The 20,339-nt window shown below is 29.2% G+C and carries 17 protein-coding genes; 1 reads left to right on the top strand and 16 read right to left on the bottom strand.

Annotation, left to right across the window (positions count from 1 at the left end; all coding sequences use genetic code 11):
* The 11 genes from I4V63_RS11140 to I4V63_RS11090 all read right to left on the bottom strand — a co-directional run bounded on the left by I4V63_RS11140 (position 1) and on the right by I4V63_RS11090 (position 11,747).
* Positions 1–1,383: a V-type ATP synthase subunit B gene (locus tag I4V63_RS11140; protein ID WP_196001327.1), complete on the bottom strand. Its 1,383-nt coding sequence runs from the start codon at positions 1,381–1,383 to the stop codon at positions 1–3.
* Complete coding sequence (locus tag I4V63_RS11135; RefSeq protein ID WP_196001326.1) at positions 1,376–3,151, bottom strand: V-type ATP synthase subunit A; 1,776 nt, start codon at positions 3,149–3,151, stop codon at positions 1,376–1,378. The genes I4V63_RS11140 and I4V63_RS11135 overlap by 8 nt, the downstream gene beginning before the upstream one ends.
* Positions 3,152–3,168: 17 nt before the next feature.
* The gene (locus tag I4V63_RS11130) at positions 3,169–3,480 is read right to left on the bottom strand and encodes a V-type ATP synthase subunit F (RefSeq protein ID WP_042396298.1); all 312 of its coding nucleotides are present in this window, start codon (positions 3,478–3,480) and stop codon (positions 3,169–3,171) included.
* Positions 3,473–4,474 carry a V-type ATP synthase subunit C gene (locus tag I4V63_RS11125; protein ID WP_196001325.1) on the bottom strand — a complete coding sequence of 334 codons (1,002 nt, stop codon included), beginning with the start codon at positions 4,472–4,474 and terminating at the stop codon, positions 3,473–3,475. The genes I4V63_RS11130 and I4V63_RS11125 overlap by 8 nt, the downstream gene beginning before the upstream one ends.
* A gap of 11 nt (positions 4,475–4,485) precedes the next feature.
* Positions 4,486–5,070 (bottom strand): V-type ATP synthase subunit E family protein, encoded by a 585-nt coding sequence (locus I4V63_RS11120; protein WP_196001324.1) that lies wholly within the window; start codon positions 5,068–5,070, stop codon positions 4,486–4,488.
* 48 nt (positions 5,071–5,118) lie between these two features.
* On the bottom strand, positions 5,119–5,601 hold the full coding sequence (locus I4V63_RS11115; protein ID WP_042396194.1) for a V-type ATP synthase subunit K: 483 nt from the start codon (positions 5,599–5,601) through the stop codon (positions 5,119–5,121).
* A 13-nt stretch (positions 5,602–5,614) separates the two neighbouring features.
* Positions 5,615–7,564 carry a V-type ATP synthase subunit I gene (locus I4V63_RS11110; RefSeq protein WP_196001323.1) on the bottom strand — a complete coding sequence of 650 codons (1,950 nt, stop codon included), beginning with the start codon at positions 7,562–7,564 and terminating at the stop codon, positions 5,615–5,617.
* Entirely contained in the window at positions 7,551–7,877 is a 327-nt protein-coding gene (locus I4V63_RS11105) for an ATPase (protein WP_196001322.1), read from the bottom strand. The genes I4V63_RS11110 and I4V63_RS11105 overlap by 14 nt, the downstream gene beginning before the upstream one ends.
* A 202-nt stretch (positions 7,878–8,079) precedes the next feature.
* Positions 8,080–9,765: a B12-binding domain-containing radical SAM protein gene (locus I4V63_RS11100; RefSeq protein ID WP_196001321.1), complete on the bottom strand. Its 1,686-nt coding sequence runs from the start codon at positions 9,763–9,765 to the stop codon at positions 8,080–8,082.
* 16 nt (positions 9,766–9,781) lie between these two features.
* Positions 9,782–10,279 carry a hypothetical protein gene (locus I4V63_RS11095; protein ID WP_196001320.1) on the bottom strand — a complete coding sequence of 166 codons (498 nt, stop codon included), beginning with the start codon at positions 10,277–10,279 and terminating at the stop codon, positions 9,782–9,784.
* A gap of 190 nt (positions 10,280–10,469) precedes the next feature.
* Positions 10,470–11,747, bottom strand: coding sequence for a hypothetical protein (locus tag I4V63_RS11090; protein WP_196001319.1), 1,278 nt, complete (start codon positions 11,745–11,747; stop codon positions 10,470–10,472).
* Positions 11,748–11,950: 203 nt separating this feature from the next.
* Here I4V63_RS11090 and spoVB point away from each other — a divergent pair, with 203 nt between their 5' ends.
* Complete coding sequence (gene spoVB, locus I4V63_RS11085) at positions 11,951–13,450, top strand: stage V sporulation protein B (RefSeq protein WP_196001318.1); 1,500 nt, start codon at positions 11,951–11,953, stop codon at positions 13,448–13,450.
* Between the two features lie 356 nt (positions 13,451–13,806).
* Here spoVB and I4V63_RS11080 read toward each other — a convergent pair whose 3' ends face one another.
* The 5 genes from I4V63_RS11080 to I4V63_RS11060 all read right to left on the bottom strand — a co-directional run bounded on the left by I4V63_RS11080 (position 13,807) and on the right by I4V63_RS11060 (position 20,269).
* Complete coding sequence (locus tag I4V63_RS11080; RefSeq protein WP_196001317.1) at positions 13,807–15,411, bottom strand: polysaccharide biosynthesis protein; 1,605 nt, start codon at positions 15,409–15,411, stop codon at positions 13,807–13,809.
* A gap of 20 nt (positions 15,412–15,431) precedes the next feature.
* Positions 15,432–16,400 (bottom strand): RluA family pseudouridine synthase, encoded by a 969-nt coding sequence (locus I4V63_RS11075; protein WP_196001316.1) that lies wholly within the window; start codon positions 16,398–16,400, stop codon positions 15,432–15,434.
* Positions 16,401–16,506: 106 nt separating this feature from the next.
* Entirely contained in the window at positions 16,507–17,688 is a 1,182-nt protein-coding gene (locus tag I4V63_RS11070; protein WP_196001315.1) for a M20 family metallopeptidase, read from the bottom strand.
* 119 nt (positions 17,689–17,807) lie between these two features.
* Entirely contained in the window at positions 17,808–18,194 is a 387-nt protein-coding gene (locus I4V63_RS11065) for a hypothetical protein (protein WP_196001314.1), read from the bottom strand.
* Positions 18,195–18,274: 80 nt separating this feature from the next.
* Positions 18,275–20,269 (bottom strand): ATP-dependent helicase, encoded by a 1,995-nt coding sequence (locus I4V63_RS11060; RefSeq protein ID WP_196001313.1) that lies wholly within the window; start codon positions 20,267–20,269, stop codon positions 18,275–18,277.
* Positions 20,270–20,339: the final 70 nt, after the last annotated feature.

Below are 20,339 nucleotides of genomic sequence, written 5' to 3'. Positions count from 1 at the left end.
CTACTCTTCATCTCCCTTTGGCATATACTTTTCAAGATATTCATCTCTGATTCTCTTAAGTTCTGTCTTAGGAAGAATCTTAAGTAATTTCCAACCTAAATTTAAAGTTTCTTCTATTGATCTGTTAGCTTCAAATCCTTGAGAAACATATTGTTCTTCAAAAGCTTCAGCAAATTTAGCAAATTTCTTATCAGTATCTGATAATGCAGATTCACCTAAGATTGCTGATAATTCTTTAGCTTGCTTACCTTGAGCATAAGCCGAGAATAATTGATTCATTGTATCAGCATGGTCTTCTCTAGTCTTTCCTTTACCGATACCCTTATCTTTAAGTCTTGAAAGTGATGGTAATACATCTATTGGAGGCATAATTCCCTTCTTATATAAATCTCTTGAAAGAATTATTTGTCCTTCTGTGATATATCCAGTTAAGTCTGGAATTGGGTGAGTTTTATCCTCTTCAGGCATTGTTAATATTGGAATTTGAGTGATTGATCCACCTCTTCCATTAATTCTACCTGCTCTTTCATATAATGTAGAAAGGTCAGTATATAGGTAACCTGGGTAACCTCTTCTACCTGGAACTTCCTTTCTAGCAGCAGAAACTTCTCTTAAAGCTTCAGCATAGTTAGTGATATCTGTCATAATAACAAGAACGTGCATATCTTTTTCGTATGCTAAAAATTCAGCAGCAGTTAATGCCATTCTTGGTGTAGCTATTCTTTCGATAGCTGGGTCAGAAGCAAGGTTCATAAATAATACAGCATTATCTATAGCACCAGTCTTCTTAAATTCATCAACGAAGAATTGAGACTCTTCGAAAGTAATACCTATAGCTGCAAATACAACAGCAAAGTTAGCATCTGAATTTAAAACAGTCGCTTGTCTTGCAATTTGTGCTGCTAATTGTGCATGTGGAAGACCTGAAGCTGAGAAAACTGGTAGCTTTTGTCCTCTAACAAGCGTATTTAATCCATCAATTGCAGATATTCCTGTTTGAATGAACTCTGATGGGAAGTTTCTTGATACTGGGTTAATTGCTTCCCCGTTAATATCTAATTGCTTTTCTGGTATTATCTTTGGTCCGTTGTCAATTGGGTGACCCATTCCATCAAATACTCTTCCTAGCATATCTTCTGATACACCTAATTGAAGTGGCTTTCCTAAAAATTTAGCCTTAGTTCCTTTTAAGTTAATACCTGAAGAACCTTCAAATAATTGGACCATTGCTTTTGTTCCATTAACTTCTAGAACCTTACCTCTTCTTAATTCACCAGTTTGTATTTCAACTTCAACTAGTTCATCATACTTAACACCACTAACTCCTTCAACAACCATTAAAGGACCAACAACTTCTGTAACTGTTCTGTATTCCTTAAGCATTAAGAACCCCTCCTTCGTTGATTAAAGTATCAATGTCAGCTCTTAATTCAGCAGCAATATCATCCATCTTAGCTAAATCGTCTTCGTGGATATATTTACTTCTTGCAATCTTATCTCTTACTTCTAAGCCTAATATCTTATCTAAGTAAACTCCTGCATCTAAAGCTCTATCAGCTTCTTTTCTGAATAATAATACAAGCTTTAACATTTTGTATTGTTTATCTAATGAAGTATAAGTATCTATTTCGTGGAAACCATTTTGTTGTAAATAGTCTTCTCTTATAGACTTAGAAACTTCTAATTTTAATCTATCTTTTTCTGATAATGCATCTATACCAACTAAGCTTACGATTTCTTGTAAAGCTGATTCTTCTTGTAATAAAGTCATTGCTTCTTGTCTTAATGTAGACCAATCTTCAGCAACTGTCTTATTTAAGTATCCATCTACAGTATCAGCATATAATGAATATGAGTTAATCCAGTTTATTGCTGGGAAGTGTCTCTTATATGCAAGTTGAGCATCTAATCCCCAGAAAACTTTAACTATTCTTAAAGTTGATTGAGTAACTGGTTCTGAAAGGTCTCCCCCTGGAGGTGATACCGCACCGATTGCAGTAACTGCTCCTTCTCTTCCATCTTTACCTAAGCATACAACTTTACCAGCTCTTTCATAGTAGTCAGCAAGTCTTGATCCTAAGTATGCTGGGTAACCTTCATCCCCTGGCATTTCTTCAAGTCTACCAGACATTTCTCTTAATGCTTCTGCCCATCTTGAAGTAGAGTCTGCCATGATTGATACTGAATATCCCATGTCTCTATAGTATTCAGCTATTGTTATACCTGTATATATACAAGCTTCTCTGGCAGCAACTGGCATGTTTGAAGTATTTGCAATAAGTACTGTTCTCTTCATTAATGATTCACCAGTTTTAGGGTCTTTTAATTCTGGGAATTCATTAAGAACGTCTGTCATTTCGTTACCACGCTCACCGCATCCAACGTAAACAACTATTTCAGCATCTCCCCATTTTGCTATTTGGTGTTGTACAACTGTTTTACCTGCTCCGAAAGGACCTGGTACTGCAGCAGCTCCACCCTTAGCTACTGGGAAGAATGTATCTATAACTCTTTGTCCTGTAGTCATTGGTGCTTCTGGTTTTAATTTTTGTGCAAATGGTCTACCTTTTCTTGCTGGCCATTTTTGCATAAGTTGAACTTCTCTATCTCCCTTAGCAGTTTCAACAATACAAACTGTATCTACAACTGTAAAGTCTCCAGCTTTAATTTCTTTAATAGTTCCTTCTATTCCATATGGAACCATTATTTTGTGTAATACAACAGCTGTTTCTTGAACTGTTCCGATTACATCACCTGCTTCAACCTTATCCCCAACTTTAGCTATAGGATTAAAAGTCCAAACTCTTTCTCTATTTAATGAAGTAACTGATACACCTTTTGTTAAGAATGGTGATTGAGCTACTTTTTCAAATGCATCTAGTGGTCTTTGTATTCCATCGAACATTGACTCTATAAGTCCTGGTCCTAATTCAATACTTAATGGTTCTCCTGTTGTAACAACTGGGTCCCCTGGCCCTATTCCTGTAGTTTCCTCGTAAACTTGGATAGATGCCTTATCGCCTCTCATTTCAATGATTTCTCCGATAAGACCCTTTTCTCCAACCTTAACCATATCATAAATATTTGCTTCGTCCATTCCTTCAGCAACAACTAAAGGACCTGCAACCTTGATTATCTTTCCGGTCTTCAAATTTCTAACCTGCCTTCCTATAAAATATTCACACCAACAGCTTTTTCTACGCTATCGCTGATTCTCTTTGAACCTATATTTAAAGTTCCTTGATTACTTGGAATTAATATTACAGCAGGAAGCATTTGCTTATTGTAACGTTCAATTGTTTCTTCAATTGTTACTGCAACTTGCTCTGTTATAAAAATAACTGCGTATCCATTCATAGCCATTCTATCAACAGCAATTCTAGCTTCATCAGCTTCTACAACTGGAAATACATCTATCCCAATAGCTTTGAATGCTAAAACTGAGTCTTTATCTCCAACTACACCGATTTTCTTATACATAAATATCACGCAGCCTTTCTCTTATTACTTCCTCAGCAATATTATTAAGCTTACCAACCATTATAATTCTAATGATTTTTATTTCTGTTTCTTTAGCATAAATATATGATAAAATTCTTTCTGGTCCAAATGTTACAAGCTTACCGCTTTTCATTAAATCCATAATATAATTATCACTTAATTTTTCTAAAAGATTTGCTGAATTAGTAGCTATGTAGCCTTCAACACCTTCTTTTATTAAATCTGAATAAGTACTAGTGCTTAATTTAGAAATAATATTTTCTGGTGTTTCATTAATGATTGCTACTAATGTATCTTTACTTATAGATCCACCACTAACCAAAACTTCTGATGCAAATTCTCTTCCCTTACCTTGCTTTTTAATTCTTAGTAAAGTTCTAACATTTGTAGCATCAATAATTGCATTTACAAGTTTATCTGTAAACTTATAATTTAAAGATTTCTTTATTTCAACTAACTCTTTAAACATATATCTATCTACAATTATATCAATATTTTGAGGATCTTTATTTGCTTCAAAATCAGCAATAACTTCTAAAACTGCTTTTTCAACATTTCCTTTTAAATCTCTAAAATTATCTGTATCTATTTTTCTTTTTAATTCATTTAAGTCTTCCTTACCTAAATCAATTAACATATTTGAAAAATCTTTATCTAAGAACTTTCCTTTTAATAACACCTTAATATTATGGTATTTATATTTAATGCTCATTAGATCTACTATTTCTTTTACTGGGCAAAGTTCGTAAACTAATTTATAAACTCTTTTAAGTTCTGTACTTAAAATTTCTTCATAATCAGCAGCTCTTTTAACATTACCCATTATATTAGCATACTCAGTCTCACCAAGTATTTTTAAAACTTCATCAGCAGAATTAGCTTCTAACATTCTCTCTACTTTAGATTTATCAAGGAGTCTTGTTTCCAATACCCAAATTCTTGAAAGAGCTTGAGTAAATTGCATTACATCCATACTACCCCTCCTTAATTAAATAACACCTTCGCCACTTCGAACTCTAACTCATCTCTTAATGAGCTTACTAGAGCTTCAAAAGTGCTATTTATTTCTATACCTTCATTTTCTAAGATGAAACCACCTTTAAAGTTACCAGCCTTTTCACTTAAAGTGATTTGTGCTTTTACTTTTGAATTTAATTCTTTAACAAAATCTGCATCTACAAACTTTAATCCTGTTTCATTTAAAATTAATGTTTGCTTTCCAGTTAAATTCATTGTTGAAATTGTATTTTTAACAAAGTTTAAGAATTCCTCTTTAGATAATTCTGTTAATTTATCTACGCTTTTTTCGAAAACTTCATCTATAATTTCTTGCTTAGCTGCTAATTTGTTATTTCTAACTTTTAATTTAGCACTAGAAATTACTCTTTCTTTTTTAGATTTTGCTTCAACTTCAGCTTTTTCTAAAATTTCTTGTGCAATTTCATTTGCACTGCTTACTTTTTTAGAAAGAATTTTATTCTTTTCTTCTTCAGCAGTTGCTAAGATATTTTCCTTTCCAGCTTCTGCATCCTTAAGGATTTTAGAAGTTATATTCTTTACATTTGACATAATCTATATCTCCAATCTTTATGATGCTAATAATATTGCATGTATTAATTACATTGCCATGCTTACTAACATGAATGATATAACGAATCCTAATAATGCGTAAGTTTCAACCATTGCTGAAAGAATTATACCTTTTGTGTTGTGTTCTGGTCTTTTAGCTAATATTTGGATACCTGAAGCAGCAACTCTACCTTGAGCTATACCTGAGAATAAACCAGCTAAAGCGATTGGTAAACAAGCACCTATTAAGTATAAACCTTGCTCTAAAGACATTCCTGAAGACATCTTAGTGTAAGCAACGAAACCAACAACGAAACCGTATAAACCTTGAGTACCTGGTAATAATTCTAATACTAACGCTTTACCAAACTTTTCTGGTTCTTCTGTAACTAATCCTGAAGCTGCTTCCCCAACTAGTCCAACACCTTTAGCTGAACCTATACCTGATAAACCAACTGCTAATGCAACACCTAAAGCTGCAAATATTAACCCACCGTTATTTTCCATAAAAAATTGTATCCATGTATTCATTTTTCAAATCCTCCTAATTTTCCTTTAAATTCATATATTTTTCTGATGCTTTAAATGGAGTAAAGGCTTTTCCCCCACCTTCGTAGAATTTTGAGAAATATTCTACGTATTGTAATCTTGCTGTGTGAACATATGCTCCTAATAAACCTAATAATAAGTTAAATACGTGAGCTGCGATGAACACAAATGGTAATAATATTATTGCTGGCCCAGTTAATGATTGCATTAATAAATTTAATGCTCCTGCAATACATCCACCTGATAAACCTAATGCCATAAGTCTTGTATATGAAACTAAATCACCAATATAACTTGTAATTCCATATAATGCATATAAACCTTGACCTATTTGAGCACCTTTTGTCTTTTCTTCTCTACCACCAGTTAATACTATTACAAGCATACCAAATATCATAGCTGCTATTGCAATATATTTAACAATTGATGGCCATCCTAGCATTATAGTTCCTGCTAATACTCCAATAGAAATTAAAGTAATTAACCATGAACCTACATCATAAAATGCATCCTTTGGCTTTCCTGCCTTAATAAGTGTATATGCTTTTATACATAATCCAAAGAATATTTGTATAACCCCAAATACTATAGAAGCCACTAAAAGAGTGTTTACATCTTCTGTTGGATTTATTAATCCTGGTATTTTAACTGCATCTCCAAAGAATGATCCATATATTAATCCAATAACTATTGTTGGTATACTTAAGAATAAGAAGAATCTAGCGAAATCTTCATTTTTCTTATTTAATTTTAAGAACTTCATTGCACAGAATGCAGCTATTAACATTACTAATCCGTAACCAACGTCAGCAACCATCATACCAAAGAATATTAAGTAAAATGGTACTAATAATGGAGTTGGATCAACTTCATTATATTTTGGTAAACTATACATTTCAGTAACAGATTCAAATGTTTTGTTAAGCAATCCATTTTTCAATTTAACTGGAACTGCTTCAATTTCATCTTCTTTTACTTCTTCAAATGATATATAATAGTCATCATTTAATGTTTCTTTACATATATTTTGTAATTCTTCATTCTTTTCTACTTCACACCATCCTTGAATAGCAACAGTGTTTGTAGTTCTTAAGAAGTTATTTGAAGCTTTATATCTTAAAACTATGTTTGTAAGATAATCATAAACTAACTTCATTTTCTTATAGTCCTCTTCAAAGGAAGCTATTTCTTCTTTTACAAAGAATATTTTTGATTTTAATTCTTCTATCTCATGAGCATGATTTGTTATAACAACTTGTGGTATTTCATCATACTCTGATTTAAATGAACTAAATCCAAATCCTCTTAAAAGATTTAATACTTCATCATGTCTTTCTTTTAAAGACACAACTAATATATTTATGTCGTTATTCCCTCTTGAAATAATTTCAACATACTCAGCATCTAGACTTTCATTAAGTTGTCCCTCATATTGCTTTGAAATACTTCCAACAAAAGTTGATACCATATCTAGCTCATTTAGAGCTTCAAAAGAAATATCTAAGGCTTGCCATGGAGTTAAAACTTCAATTTCGCCTTCTAGCTTAGTAATCTTGCTTTCTATGCTGTGAAGCTCATCTTCCTTTTCCTTAACTTTGCTATAAATTTCATTCCAGTTAATATTTTTAACTGCATTTTCTAATTCATCAATAGTTAAGTTTTCCTTGTCATCCTCTAATGCTTTTAATCCTGACTTTTTAGGCATATAGTGAGTTAAAAAGTCTAGAGTAGTTTTAGCCTTTGATAAATCTTCTTCATACTTTGCAATATTTGAATCTACTTCATCTTTATTTAAAGATTTTAACTCTTCATTAGCTTCTAATAAATTTTCATCTTGTAGATTTATAAATTCTACATTTGAAAAACCTTGTAGCTTACGAAGAAGTTCTTCTTTTTTAGATTCAAAAGTAAGCAAAGTGAATTTGTTCATCTTAACTATTGCCATGAATCTTCACTATCCTCTCAACAACTATATTAATAGCATTATCTTTTAAATCTTGAGACATATTACGTATAGCCTCTATTTCTTTTTCTCCCATCTTTAAGATCGGTTCTGCATTGCTATTTCCTTCTTCTAAAGCAGCATTTAATAGGTTATTAGCTTTTGTTTTTGCTTCGCTTATTATTTCATCATATTTGATGTCTGCTTCTTTAGTAGCACCGCTAACAATTTCTTTTGCACTTTGTTTAGCTTCTGAAATTATCATTTCAGCCTTTTTCTCAGCTTCCTTTATCTCATTAATTGCTTCTAATGCCAAAGTCTCACCACCTTTACTATATACAAGTCGGATAATATAAATATTAATACTTTATGTAGTATTAATTACTTTTTACCTCCTTTTTAATTATACACGTTTTTTACAATTTTTCAACTTTTTTTTGTTAATATTTCCTAAACAACGCTCTAATTTTATAATAATTATTTATTTGTTATGTTTTTTTACCACTATTTTTTATAATTTACTTATTTTGTTTTATGTTAACTAAATCATCAATTTCTATAATTTCTCCATCATATCCAAATAAGAAGTATGATTGCTTTTCTTCTATTTCGCCATGCTTTATAAATTTATTTATATCTATGCAAAAAACTTCTATATAATAGTCTTTAAAGGAGTATTTTTCTCTTAATATATCTTTAAATGCATTTTCCTTTTCTTTTCCAACTCCTTTTCCTAAAAATTCTGGCATTCCTCTTCTTTTATTGAACATTAAGTAATCATACTTTACTATATCGCGTAATATTTTATTATCTAATTTTGTTATTTCCATATTAAAATCTAAAAATACTTTATAATATTCACTATTACCTATATTTCTATCAAAATATCCCTTCTTATCAAAGTAATTCCCTAATTCTAAGTAAAAATCATAAGGTGTATCAAAGCATTTAACTAATATTTTTATTATGTTATTAAACTTCTGTGAGTTGTAATATTTATCCACCATACTTTCTACCTTTTTTAATATTAAAAGCTCATTATAAGAAATATCTTTTGTTGAGATTATTTCATATGGTGGATAAGGTGAATATTTCATTCCATATTCTTCTGCTTCTTCTCTCATAGAGGATCCTCTAAGAAGTTTTAAGAATCCTAGCTGTATCTCTTCTGGTTCAATACTGTATACATCATTAAATGATTTTTTAAATGATACTATGTCCTCACCTGGCAATCCCGCTATTAAATCTAAATGCTGCTTTATATTTTTAATTTCTAATAATTCAACAACCTTTTCTTTAATATCACTAAAATTAACGAATCTATTAATTCTATTTAGCACATCATCATTAGTAGTTTGAACTCCTACTTCAAATTGGAATCTATCTTTAGGAGCTTTTCTTAACAACTCTAATTCTTCTGGCTTTAAAATATCTGCTGATATCTCAAAATGGAATTGAGTTTTTGTTTCAGCATTAATTAAAAATTCCCATATAGCTGTTGAAAATTTGAAATTACAATTAAAAGTTCTATCTACAAACTTAACAAGTCTTACTTTTTTATCTATGAAAAATTGCAATTCTTTTTTTACCCTTTCAATATCTAAAAATCTTACTCCATGAGTTGTTGATGAAAGGCAATATTTACAGTTAAATGGACATCCTCTTGATGCCTCATAATATACTATCTTATTATCTAAATCTTCATCCATCTTATAAGGGAAAACTATTTCATTCATGCTCATAAGTGGTCTATTACCATTTCCTATTACTTCATTGCCCTCTTTAAAATATAATCCTCTTATATTTCTAACATCTCTTTCTCCAAGACAATACTCAATAAATTCCTTATATGTCTTTTCTCCTTCTCCTTCAATTAAATAATCACCATTAAGCTCCTTTAATATATTTAAGCTGTCATAAGATACCTCTGGTCCACCATATAAAATTTTTATATCTTTATTTACTATCTTTATAAGATTAGATAATCTCTTTACCATCTCAACATTCCAAATATATGTTGAGAAAGCAACTACATCAGGTTTTTCCTTTATAATTTCTTCAAGTACTTTCTCATCCCTATCATTAATTGAAAACTCCCTAATTTTGCATGTATAATCCATATCTTCAGTAAATGCCTTTAGATACCTCACTGCTAAATTACTATGAATGAATTTTGAGTTAATTGCTGTTAATAAAACTTTCACTTTCTTCTTCCTTTCGTTACTTTATTTTTTCTCCCCTAATAAAAAATATATCCTCCCAAAGCTTCTCTTCCTTAATACTATACATATTTCCTAACATTTTTTTAGTGTTATCTATATTTGATGTAGAAATAGGATTTAAATTTTTAAACTCAAACTCTTTTATTTTACCAGATGGCAATACTGCCATTACCTTATTATTTGATACTTCTCCCATCTCTTTATTTATATCCCAAATATATATTTCTCCACCGACTTTTATTAATTTACTTACTTCATTTATCAATTGAATACGCGCTGATTCTCTCCATAAATTGCTTAAGTAAAAAAATATAGTGCATACATCATACTCACCTTGTATACTTTTTTCATCTATACTTCCTTCTAATAGATCCACACAAACTTCGTCAATCGTATCTTTAGAAATGTTATAAATTACTCCATAGCTTTCACCAACATCTAGTACATCACCTAATAACTTAATACCACTTAAATTTAATATAATTGTTTTACCCATATTTACTCTCCTTTTTATAAATTATTTTTTTCTTTTAATAAATTTTATTATTATTTTTTTCAACTTATGTAAATCATTTTTGAACAATTATTTTTCTTTTGGTATTTAAGCTTTTATCTTTCCTTCTTTATATATAATAATACAAAAAAATATCTTATGGAATTACCATAAGATATTTTTAGAATTTTATTTATTTTTTCCTCTTATTTTTAACCTTATATATAATAGTCATTGCAATAGCAATTACTAATATAGCAATAAAAATCCAAACAATGTTGGGCAAATTAAACGAACTATCATTTCTCTGACCTTGAATCTTATATATGCATCCAGCTTTACTATCTAATAAATATATACTTGAATCATTATATCTTATTTTTTCTATATAGCTATTTTTATCTAAACTTACGATAGCTTTTGAAGTCCCTAATTCAGTTAATACATATACATAATTTTCTTTATTATCAGCAAAAATCACAGTATCTTTTGGGAAACACTTCCCTTCATAATCAATAGCTAGTCCTCTTAGTGATTGTAGACTGTTATGTTGATATCTAGGCGGCAATGGTATTTCTGTTGGATGATTCTCAATAATATATGATAATTTATTAGTTCCATCAGAAAATCTTGGGGAAGTGATTGGATCTCCACCACTAAAATCAGGCCATCCATACCACGCCCTCTCTTTTATATCATATATATAATCAACATCATCCTTTACTTCTCTTCCCCCCTCTTCATCCATTCCACCTACAATTGCAGTCAATTCACCCATACTATTTGTAGCTATTCCTTCAACATTTCTAATTCCTGTTGCATAAGTGGAAAACTTACCAGTATTTAAATTATATTTTAATATTGAAGCATTACTTAATACTCCCTCTTTTATTTTATCTCCTGAACTTACTACTTGTCCGAATTTAGCAAACCCATAATTGCCATTATATCCAATACCAGTTGATATCCATTCAAAAGAAGCTATGTCCTCATTTTTATTTCCTTCATCTACAATCCCTGCATTTGTATTTGATCCTATAGTTATATATAAATACTCATCTTTCAAAGTAAGATTAGTCTTATTGTTTATTCCTAAATTGGGCAACCCAGTTATTATATCTCTAAATTCCTCACTTGATAAATCATAAGCTATCACTCTATTATCTGTAGCTATAATTATAGAATCTCCGCTGCAAGCAATATCATATATATTTAATGACTTATCATATATTAATACCTCTTCATTATTACTTTCATTAACTACTTTTATTGTATCTTTAAAAGCTATGTATAAGTTATTATCTCTGTCAAATGCAAATGATACTGCTCCTTCTACTGATTTATTTGTAATTGACCAATCAATATTTTTGTAAATTAAATTAAGATCATATCCTTTGCTAAACTTATAAATTCCAAAAGAAATACTAACTATCGCAACTGATAAAATTATAAACTGCAAAAATTTCTTCATACGCCTCACCCCTTCATAATAAATTTATTTTTTTACATAACAAAATATTACTTATATTTAAATAATGCTCTTTAATATCATATTGTTTTATTTTACTGAATAAGTATTAATGTAATTCAACTTTACTGAATATTACTATATTACTTAATTCGTATTCGTATATTTTATGTTTAATAAATAATTTACAACAGGAGGAAAATAATTTGGAAAAAGATAATTTCTTTAAAAATTCATTTTTTTTAACTGCATCTAACATTACAACCGGAATACTAGGATTTATTTTCTCTATGTATCTAGGAAATATTGCAGGTCCTGAAGGTCTTGCTATTTATGGTTTAGTTATGCCAGTATACAACTTATTTATTTGCTTAATGACCGCTGGAATAATTGCAGCTATTTCTCAACGCTCTGCTATTTATGAGGCCACTGGAGAGTATAATAATTTATTTAAAACTATTAATTGTGTTGCTTTTTTTAACATAATATGGGCAGTAATTATTGGAATTATAGTATTTTTCCTTGCACCTTACATAAGTAAATATGGAATTAAGGATCCTAGAACTTTAAACGCCTTAAGAGTTACTTGTCCTGCCATGGTTTTTATTGCGCTTTCAAATATATTAAAAGGTTTTTTCTACGGAACATCTAAAATCACTGTTCCTGCTGTAATTGACATCTCTGAAAAAGCAATGAGAATCATAACTATAACTTTACTTATATATATGTTTAAAGCTCAAACATTAACTTCAATAGTAACATTAGCCTTTGTGTCTCTAGCCATAGGAGAATTGCAAAGTCTTTTATTACTTTATGTTTATTTTAGATATACAAAAAAACGAATGCCTATCGGGCATGATAAACCAGAAAGAAAAGCTCAACTATTATTTAATGTTCTTATAATTTCATTACCTTTATGCTTAAATGGATTTTTAGGAAATGCTTTTTCAACAATTTCAACATTAGTTGTTCCAAGACAACTTGTTGCTTCTGGTTTAGATTATAGTTCCGCGTTAAACTTAATAGGTAAGTTTAATGGAATGGCCTTAACCATAGTCACTTTCCCATTAATTGTTGTAAATTCAATAAATACTCTTCTCGTACCAGACTTATCACAAACTATAAGTAACGGCGAGTATTACAATGCCTCTGTAAGAATAAGAATGGTATTAAAGATTGCTTTTTTACTTGGAATGGCAACCACTATAATTTGTCAACTAATCCCAGATTCTCTTGGAGAAATGTTCTATCACAGAGATGACTTAGGTCTATACATTAAGCTATCTTCACTTTCAGCTCCTATATTTTTTGTCTCAAACACAATGGTTGGAATATTAAATGGACTTAATAGACAAAGTATTATATTAAGAAATTCAATAATAGTTTCTGTTACAGAAATATTATGCTTATACTTTTTCACAGCTATACCAAGTATAAATATTTTTTCTTACGTAATTACTATATTCGTTACTTCAACTTTAAATTTAATAATTAATTTGCATGAAGTAAAGAAGCATATTGAATTAAATTTATCTCTATTTAATATAATTATATTTTCTTTAATAGGAATTTTACTTTTCCTAATTTTAAATTTAGCCAATAAGTATCTACTAACAAATTTATTTTATTTTAAAAATATATTAATAATATTATTTACATTCGGAATATTTGCTTACTTAAGTAGGTTCGGAATAGATGAATATTAAAAATAAGGTGAAAAAGCTGAATGAAATTAAGCTTTTTCACCTTATTTTTTATGAAATCTTCACATTTTTAATCCTTTCCTTATACAATCTCCAAAATCCTTATCTACTTTTGTAAAATTATTTATGCTTAACTAACTCTTCTGGAGAAATGATTAATAATGAAATTACACTTAATATATAATAACAATGAATATGACAAGTTGTAGTACTATGGCTGACTTCTTAATTGAAAGTGCTAACCACGCAATGTGTGGAGCAAAAAGACGAGGAAAACACCAATTTATAGTTGTTAATAATATATAAAAACTAAAAGGTCTGTTACTTAGATGTAACAGACCTTTTAGCTTTTATAATATTTACATATTCTTTCGTAAAAATCTTGGTAATAAAGTAAATATCTTAGGTGAAATCATATCTAAATCTTTTTTCTTTATATCACCAAGAAAAATCATAGTTACAAAGTATACAGCACCACCTATAGCTATCAATATTAAAGCTACTATTGATGTTATTATTCTCCCACCTTGAACTATATTCATAAATCTATTTATTGGTATTTTACATAATGAAATACTTAATGCCATAATACCTGAAGCTATTAATGGAACTAAAGCCATTTTAAATATAGGTATTCTCATTTTAAATATTCTTCTTAATCTATTGTGATTTATTATTACAGGAACTAAAAAAGCAAAGAAACTTGCAAATACAGCTCCTAATATATTAATGTCTTTTATTCCAACTAAGAAATAGTTAATACCGAACTTTATTACAATACTTAAAAAAGCAGTACTTAATACTAAATATAACTTATTTATTCCTTGAAGAATAGTATTTTGTATAGCTGAAATTGACATAAAAATCAATACAACAGACCCATACATTAATAATTCATACCCCTCTGTGCTACCATAAATCATAATATAAACTTCTTTGCTTAACATTGATAATCCAACTGCTGCTGGTATTGTTATTAAATAAGTTAATCTAAAGCTATATGCTATATGTGATTTTAACTCTTTCTTTTTCTTTGTTGTAAATGCATTTATTATTCTTGGAAAAATAGCCGAGCTTAATGCTGTTACCATTGATAATGGTACATAAAGCAACGTATTATAGCATCCTAGTATTCCATATAATTCAGTTGCTCTATTATCATTAAAGCCAGCTGCAAGAAGCCTACCTTTTACATTTATAGTATCAATCATACCACTTGAATTTTGTAATGCAGCTACCATTATTATAGGTACCCCATACTTAACAAGTTTTTTAAGTATCATTTTGTCACTAATATGTTTTTCTGCTTTATTTTCCTCTTCTGCTCTCTCTTCAAATCTATCTCTATCATATATTATTAAAATAAATATAAGCGCTACAATTGCACCTATAGTAGTACCTACAGTACCTCCAGCACTTCCCCATTCAATGCTTATCCCAACAAGAACAAAAGCAAATATTAAACTTAAAACTACGTTAACAAGTTGTTCTATAACTTGTGAAATAGCAAGAGTCTTCATTTCTTCTATACCTTGAAGATATCCCCTATATGTAGCTAATAAACAGCTAAAAAACACTGTTGGAGCTAAAAACATTAAAGAAAGTGTTGCTGTTTCCCATTTAGTAACTTTAGCAATAGGTCCTATAAGGAACATAAATGCTATTGTAATAATAGCACCGATAATAGCTAAATACCTTCTTGCTAATTTCATTGCCCTTAATGCATCTTCTTCATGCCCTAATGCCCTTAACTCTGATACAACCTTAGCAACCGCTGGTTGTGCTCCTAAGCTTGTAATAGCTAATATAAAAACAAAATAACTGTAACTTGCGTTATATATTCCTATTCCTGTTGTTCCAATTATGGCCCTTAATAATGGAATATATGCAGCTGACATTATTTTTACAAGTATCCCTGCTACAGATAAGATAAGAAAACTACGACCCACTGATTTCTCTTCCATAACTATCCCCTTTTATGATCTTATATAGTAAATTTAAATACTTCCTTCTTAATCTTTTTAAACATTGGTGGAAGCGCTTCTGCTATTGTTTTATTCTTTAAATATTCAAGTTTTCCGTTAGCGCCCTTAAAAATAAGCTTATAAGCATAAAGGAATTGATAATTTAATCCAAATTTATTATCAAAGAATGAATTTAATTTTTTATCTCCATACTTAAAGTCACCTATAATAGGAGTTCCTAAATGGCTTAAATGTGCTCTAATTTGATGACTTCTACCTGTAATAAGGTCAATTTCTAATAATGAGTACGCTCCATTAGTTTGCATTGTCTTTACTTCCATAGCAATTTCCTTAGTATTAGGTCTTTTTTCATCATATACCTTAGATATATTTTCATTTTCATCCTTTGAAATATATCCCTTATATACTCCATCTTTAATTTTACCTTTTACCAATGCATTATAATACTTCTTAACGTTACCTTCTCTAATCATTTCGTTCATATTTCTTAATGCTTCAAAATTCTTTCCAAAAATAACTACTCCTGAAGTATTTCTATCTAACCTATTACATGGAGCAGGTGTAAATGTTTTTTCTTTTTCTGGCAAGTAATCACCTTTTGCATTTAAATAAGATAATACATAATCTGTAAGTGAAGGCTCTGCACCTTTTTGGTCTGGATGTACTAAAACACCTGGCCATTTTTCAACAATTAAAATATTTTCATCTTCATATGTAATCATAAGTCCACTTGAATTAACTTTAATAAATGTGTCTTCTTTTTTCTCTTGCTTACTTTGTAAATATCTAATTTCAATTACATCCCCAAATTCTAATGGATAATTTTCTTTTTTCTTTACTCCATTAACTCTAATGTCGCCCTTTCTTAAAGCTTTAAAAATAGCACTTAATGGAACATCCTTTAAATACTTTCTTAAAAACTTATCTAATCTTTGTCCTGCTTCATTTGTTCCTATTTCAATTTTCAAAAAACCAACTCCTATATTGTATGACCTGTTTACAATTATTTAATATAATCGTAAATAGTCTATTTTTTTGTCATTTTACCCATTTTAATAGATTAATATTATTTTCTTATCTTGTCAAATAATTTAATGCAATTTCACATTGAATTGCTACGCCAATTGGCAATGCATCCTCATCAATATCAAATAAACTATTATGTGCTGGATAAATTATTCCTTTTGCCTCATTTCTTATTCCTAAGAAATAAAATACAGAAGGTACTTTATTTGCAAAATATGCAAAGCTTTCAACACCTAATTTAGGGTTCTTTTGTAATTTAACATTTTCTTGCCCTATTATTTCCTTAGCGCTTTTTTCTAATAATTCCACCATCTCATCATCATTATATAAACATGGATAAGATTCTTCAATCTCAATTTCTGCACTTCCTCTGAAGGTTGTACAAACTCCATTTACTATTTCTTTTAATCTTCTTTTCGCAAACTCTCTATCTTCCATAGTCATAGTTCTAATAATACCTGACAACTTTACTTCGCTTGGAATAATATTCTGAGCGGTTCCACCATGAATACTCCCAATTGTAACCACCGCCGGATTAACTGGTTTTATTTCTCTGCTTACTATACTTTGAAGTGAAGTTACAACATGACTTGCTATAACTATTGGATCAACTGCAGTATCTGGATATGCTCCATGTCCTCCAGCACCCTTAATAATAATAGTAAATGGATTTGATGCTGCATTTACTGTGCCTTTTTTAACCATAATATTTCCACAATCAATAGTTTCTTCAACATGTAATCCACACATTACATCAACTTTAGGGTTTTCAAGTACGCCTTCCTCTATCATTACCTTTGCTCCACCAGTAGTTTCTTCTGCTGGTTCAAAAATAAGCTTTATAGTTCCACTAAACTCTTCCCTATATTTATTTAATATCTTAGCAGCTCCTAAAAGAATTGTTGTATGTCCATCATGACCACAAGCATGCATCTTTCCTTTTACCTTAGACGCATATGTACAACTCTTTTTATCTTGCATTGGTAGTCCGTCAATGTCTGCTCTTAAAGCTATAACTTTTTTGTCTCCAGCTTTAGTGCCAGTGATAATTCCACAAACTCCAGTTTTTGCAAATTCTTTAAACTCAATTCCTTCTTTACTTAAAAAATCTTTTATATATCTTGAAGTATTTGTTTCCTCAAACCCCAGCTCTGGATATTGATGAAGCGTTCTTCTTATTTCTTTTAACTCATCTTTAATATTAAGTGCTTCTAAATTAAAATTTTTCATTATAAACTTCTCCCCCAAAAAATTTACAGGCTTATATTTGAAATATAAGCCTATTGAATTAATTATATATTATGTATTTCCTTTATTCAATTAGTTTAATTATTTATAGATTTTTTGTATCATCTTAACATTTTTTCCAATTCATATAATCTAAATCTTTCCGGTTGCTGGAACTCTGCACCTGATGCTCTTTTTTCAATTAACTTCTTATACTCCTCAAACTGTGCATCTCCTAACTTTTTTCTTATTACATTTAATTCACATTCCCTAATATATTCTCTTTCCTCCTGTGATAATACAACATATTTATTTAATTTATTTACTATTTCGCTTAAATTATCTTTCTCTTCACCACTAAGCAAATCTCCATTTTTATCTATAAATGCCTCTATTTTTTGTCCTTCTTCTGGCGAATATGCTTTAGGATATAACTGCGATAAGTTTATCCCTATAAACAAAGCACATGTAAATATTAATACTTTAATAATTTTTATATATCTTTTCATATCTACTCCTACCTTCTAGTAAAAGATTTTCCGTATCATTTAATATTATTACCAGAATGATAAATATTAATTAAATAAAACTACTTAATTAATATTATTAAATTATTCTCCATTAATACTCTTAAAGAAAAACTTCTATTTATATCATCCTTAAAATCTAAAGTTATTTTATCTCCTTCTATAGCCTTAACCTTACCGTCTCCATACTGTCTGTGATAAACAACATCTCCTCTTTTAATACCATAATCTATAACTCTACTTTCCTCTTCTAATCCACTCTCTAAAATAAATCTAGACATATCACTAAACTTACCTCTTATAGTCTTAGGTGAAAAGACATATAAATTTTTAATAGCTCTAGTAATTGCAACATAAAAAAGTCTTCTTTCTTCTTCTAAGTTATCTTCCATTGATGACTTATGTGGAATAGTTTCTTCATTACAATCTATAATAAATACATTTTTAAATTCCATACCCTTTACGCCATGAATTGTACTCAATATAACTCCATCTTGAACTACCTTACTTTTTTCTATCTCTTCCTTAACATTTTCTACATGAGTTAAAAATTCAAGAATTGTCTTAAAACCTTCTGCTGCACCTTTTAATTCTTCTAATACATCTTCTAAATCGCTAAAATTTTGATTAAACTTATTTGCATACTCTCTTAAATAATCAATATATCCAAGCGAAGAAATTATATATTGAATTGCGCTACCTAGCGAAATTTTATTAAGATATATAATTTCCTTTTTTAAATCATCTAGCTTTTTTGCTTGAAATGGAGGAGTATCATTTTTATCAATTAAAATATCAAAAACATTTTTATATTCTTTATATGAAGAAACATAACTTAAATTACTTTTACTTATATATCTAAAGGGCTTATTAATAATTGTATTGAAAGCTTCTCTATTAAATGGATCTATAGATAAAGTTAAATAATTTATTATATCCTTGCAAATAAAATGCTCAAAGAAATTATATCCCTTATCTAATAAAACAAAAGGTATTTTTCTTCTAGTAAAAGTATCAATTAAACTTCTTGCTTCCATATTTGTTCTATAGAGTACTGCATTATTGCTGTAATTTTCTCCAACAAAACTTTTTATAATATTTGCTATCTCTTCTCCCTGGGCAAATTCATTGTAAGGCTTAAAGAACTTAACAATTCCCTTATCACTTTCATAAGAGTTTATCTCTTTATTATTTCTACCTAAATTATTTGCTATTAATTTTTTAGATATATCCACAATATTCTTTTTACTTCTATAATTTGTTGATAGATAGACCTTCTTTCCATTATTAAATGACTTTGAGAAATTAACCATATATTCTGGTTTTGAACCTCTAAATGAATAAATACACTGATCTTCATCACCTACAGCAAATAATTCATTTTGTGGATTTATCATCTTAATAAATTCTATTTGAAGCTCATCACAATCTTGAAATTCATCAACTAATACATATTTAAATATCGCTCTATATTTATTTAAAATATTTTTGTTATTTTTAAATAAATATAATACTCTTATGGATAAGTCATCAAAATCCCATAACTTTTCTTTAGTCTTATATTCTTCATAATGTTCATAACATTCTTTAAAAATTTCCATTGAAATTGACGGCTTAAAGTTTTCTATTTTTCCTAAAGAAGTTTTAAAAAGAGAAATATTATTTAGAACTTCTCGTATCTTATCATCATTAACATCATCAAAATACTTTCCTAATATCCTCTTTACAATTCCATGCCCCTTTCCACTGTCAATTATATTTATTTCATAACCTTCCCTTAATAAAATTTTATAAAACAATCCATGAAATGTCCCAAAAAACGGCGCTATAGTTTTTTTAAAATTATTCTTATATCTTGTTTTCATATTTTCTGCAGCAGCACGTGTAAAGGTAATAACAATTATATTACCTATCTTTATTTTTCGCTCTTCAATCAAATAATTAACTCTATTAATTATCACTGTAGTCTTACCACTTCCAGGAGCTGCTACTACCAAAGTATTCTTATCTTTTATATTAATAGCATTTACCTGATAATTATCTAATAATATTTTCATATGTTCTCCTTTAAGCTATTTATTTTAATTATCTCCATAATTATTATATAAATAACTATATTGTAATAAT

The organism is Clostridium sp. 1001271B_151109_B4, assembly GCF_015670405.1.
Lineage (GTDB): Bacteria > Bacillota > Clostridia > Clostridiales > Clostridiaceae > Clostridium.
This window is presented reverse-complemented; position numbering and strand designations above follow the sequence as displayed.

Bases quoted from the DNA above. Each gene is read 5' to 3' on its own strand.
- I4V63_RS11110 (WP_196001323.1), bottom strand. From the start codon at position 7,564: ATGGCAATAGTTAAGATGAACAAATTCACTTTGCTTACTTTTGAATCT.
- I4V63_RS11115 (WP_042396194.1), bottom strand. From the start codon at position 5,601: ATGAATACATGGATACAATTTTTTATGGAAAATAACGGTGGGTTAATA.
- I4V63_RS11080 (WP_196001317.1), bottom strand. From the start codon at position 15,411: ATGGAAGAGAAATCAGTGGGTCGTAGTTTTCTTATCTTATCTGTAGCA.
- I4V63_RS11060 (WP_196001313.1), bottom strand. From the start codon at position 20,269: ATGAAAATATTATTAGATAATTATCAGGTAAATGCTATTAATATAAAA.
- I4V63_RS11140 (WP_196001327.1), bottom strand. From the start codon at position 1,383: ATGCTTAAGGAATACAGAACAGTTACAGAAGTTGTTGGTCCTTTAATG.
- I4V63_RS11120 (WP_196001324.1), bottom strand. From the start codon at position 5,070: ATGTCAAATGTAAAGAATATAACTTCTAAAATCCTTAAGGATGCAGAA.
- I4V63_RS11130 (WP_042396298.1), bottom strand. From the start codon at position 3,480: ATGTATAAGAAAATCGGTGTAGTTGGAGATAAAGACTCAGTTTTAGCA.
- I4V63_RS11065 (WP_196001314.1), bottom strand. From the start codon at position 18,194: ATGAAAAGATATATAAAAATTATTAAAGTATTAATATTTACATGTGCT.
- I4V63_RS11125 (WP_196001325.1), bottom strand. From the start codon at position 4,474: ATGGATGTAATGCAATTTACTCAAGCTCTTTCAAGAATTTGGGTATTG.
- I4V63_RS11090 (WP_196001319.1), bottom strand. From the start codon at position 11,747: ATGAAGAAATTTTTGCAGTTTATAATTTTATCAGTTGCGATAGTTAGT.
- I4V63_RS11070 (WP_196001315.1), bottom strand. From the start codon at position 17,688: ATGAAAAATTTTAATTTAGAAGCACTTAATATTAAAGATGAGTTAAAA.
- I4V63_RS11095 (WP_196001320.1), bottom strand. From the start codon at position 10,279: ATGGGTAAAACAATTATATTAAATTTAAGTGGTATTAAGTTATTAGGT.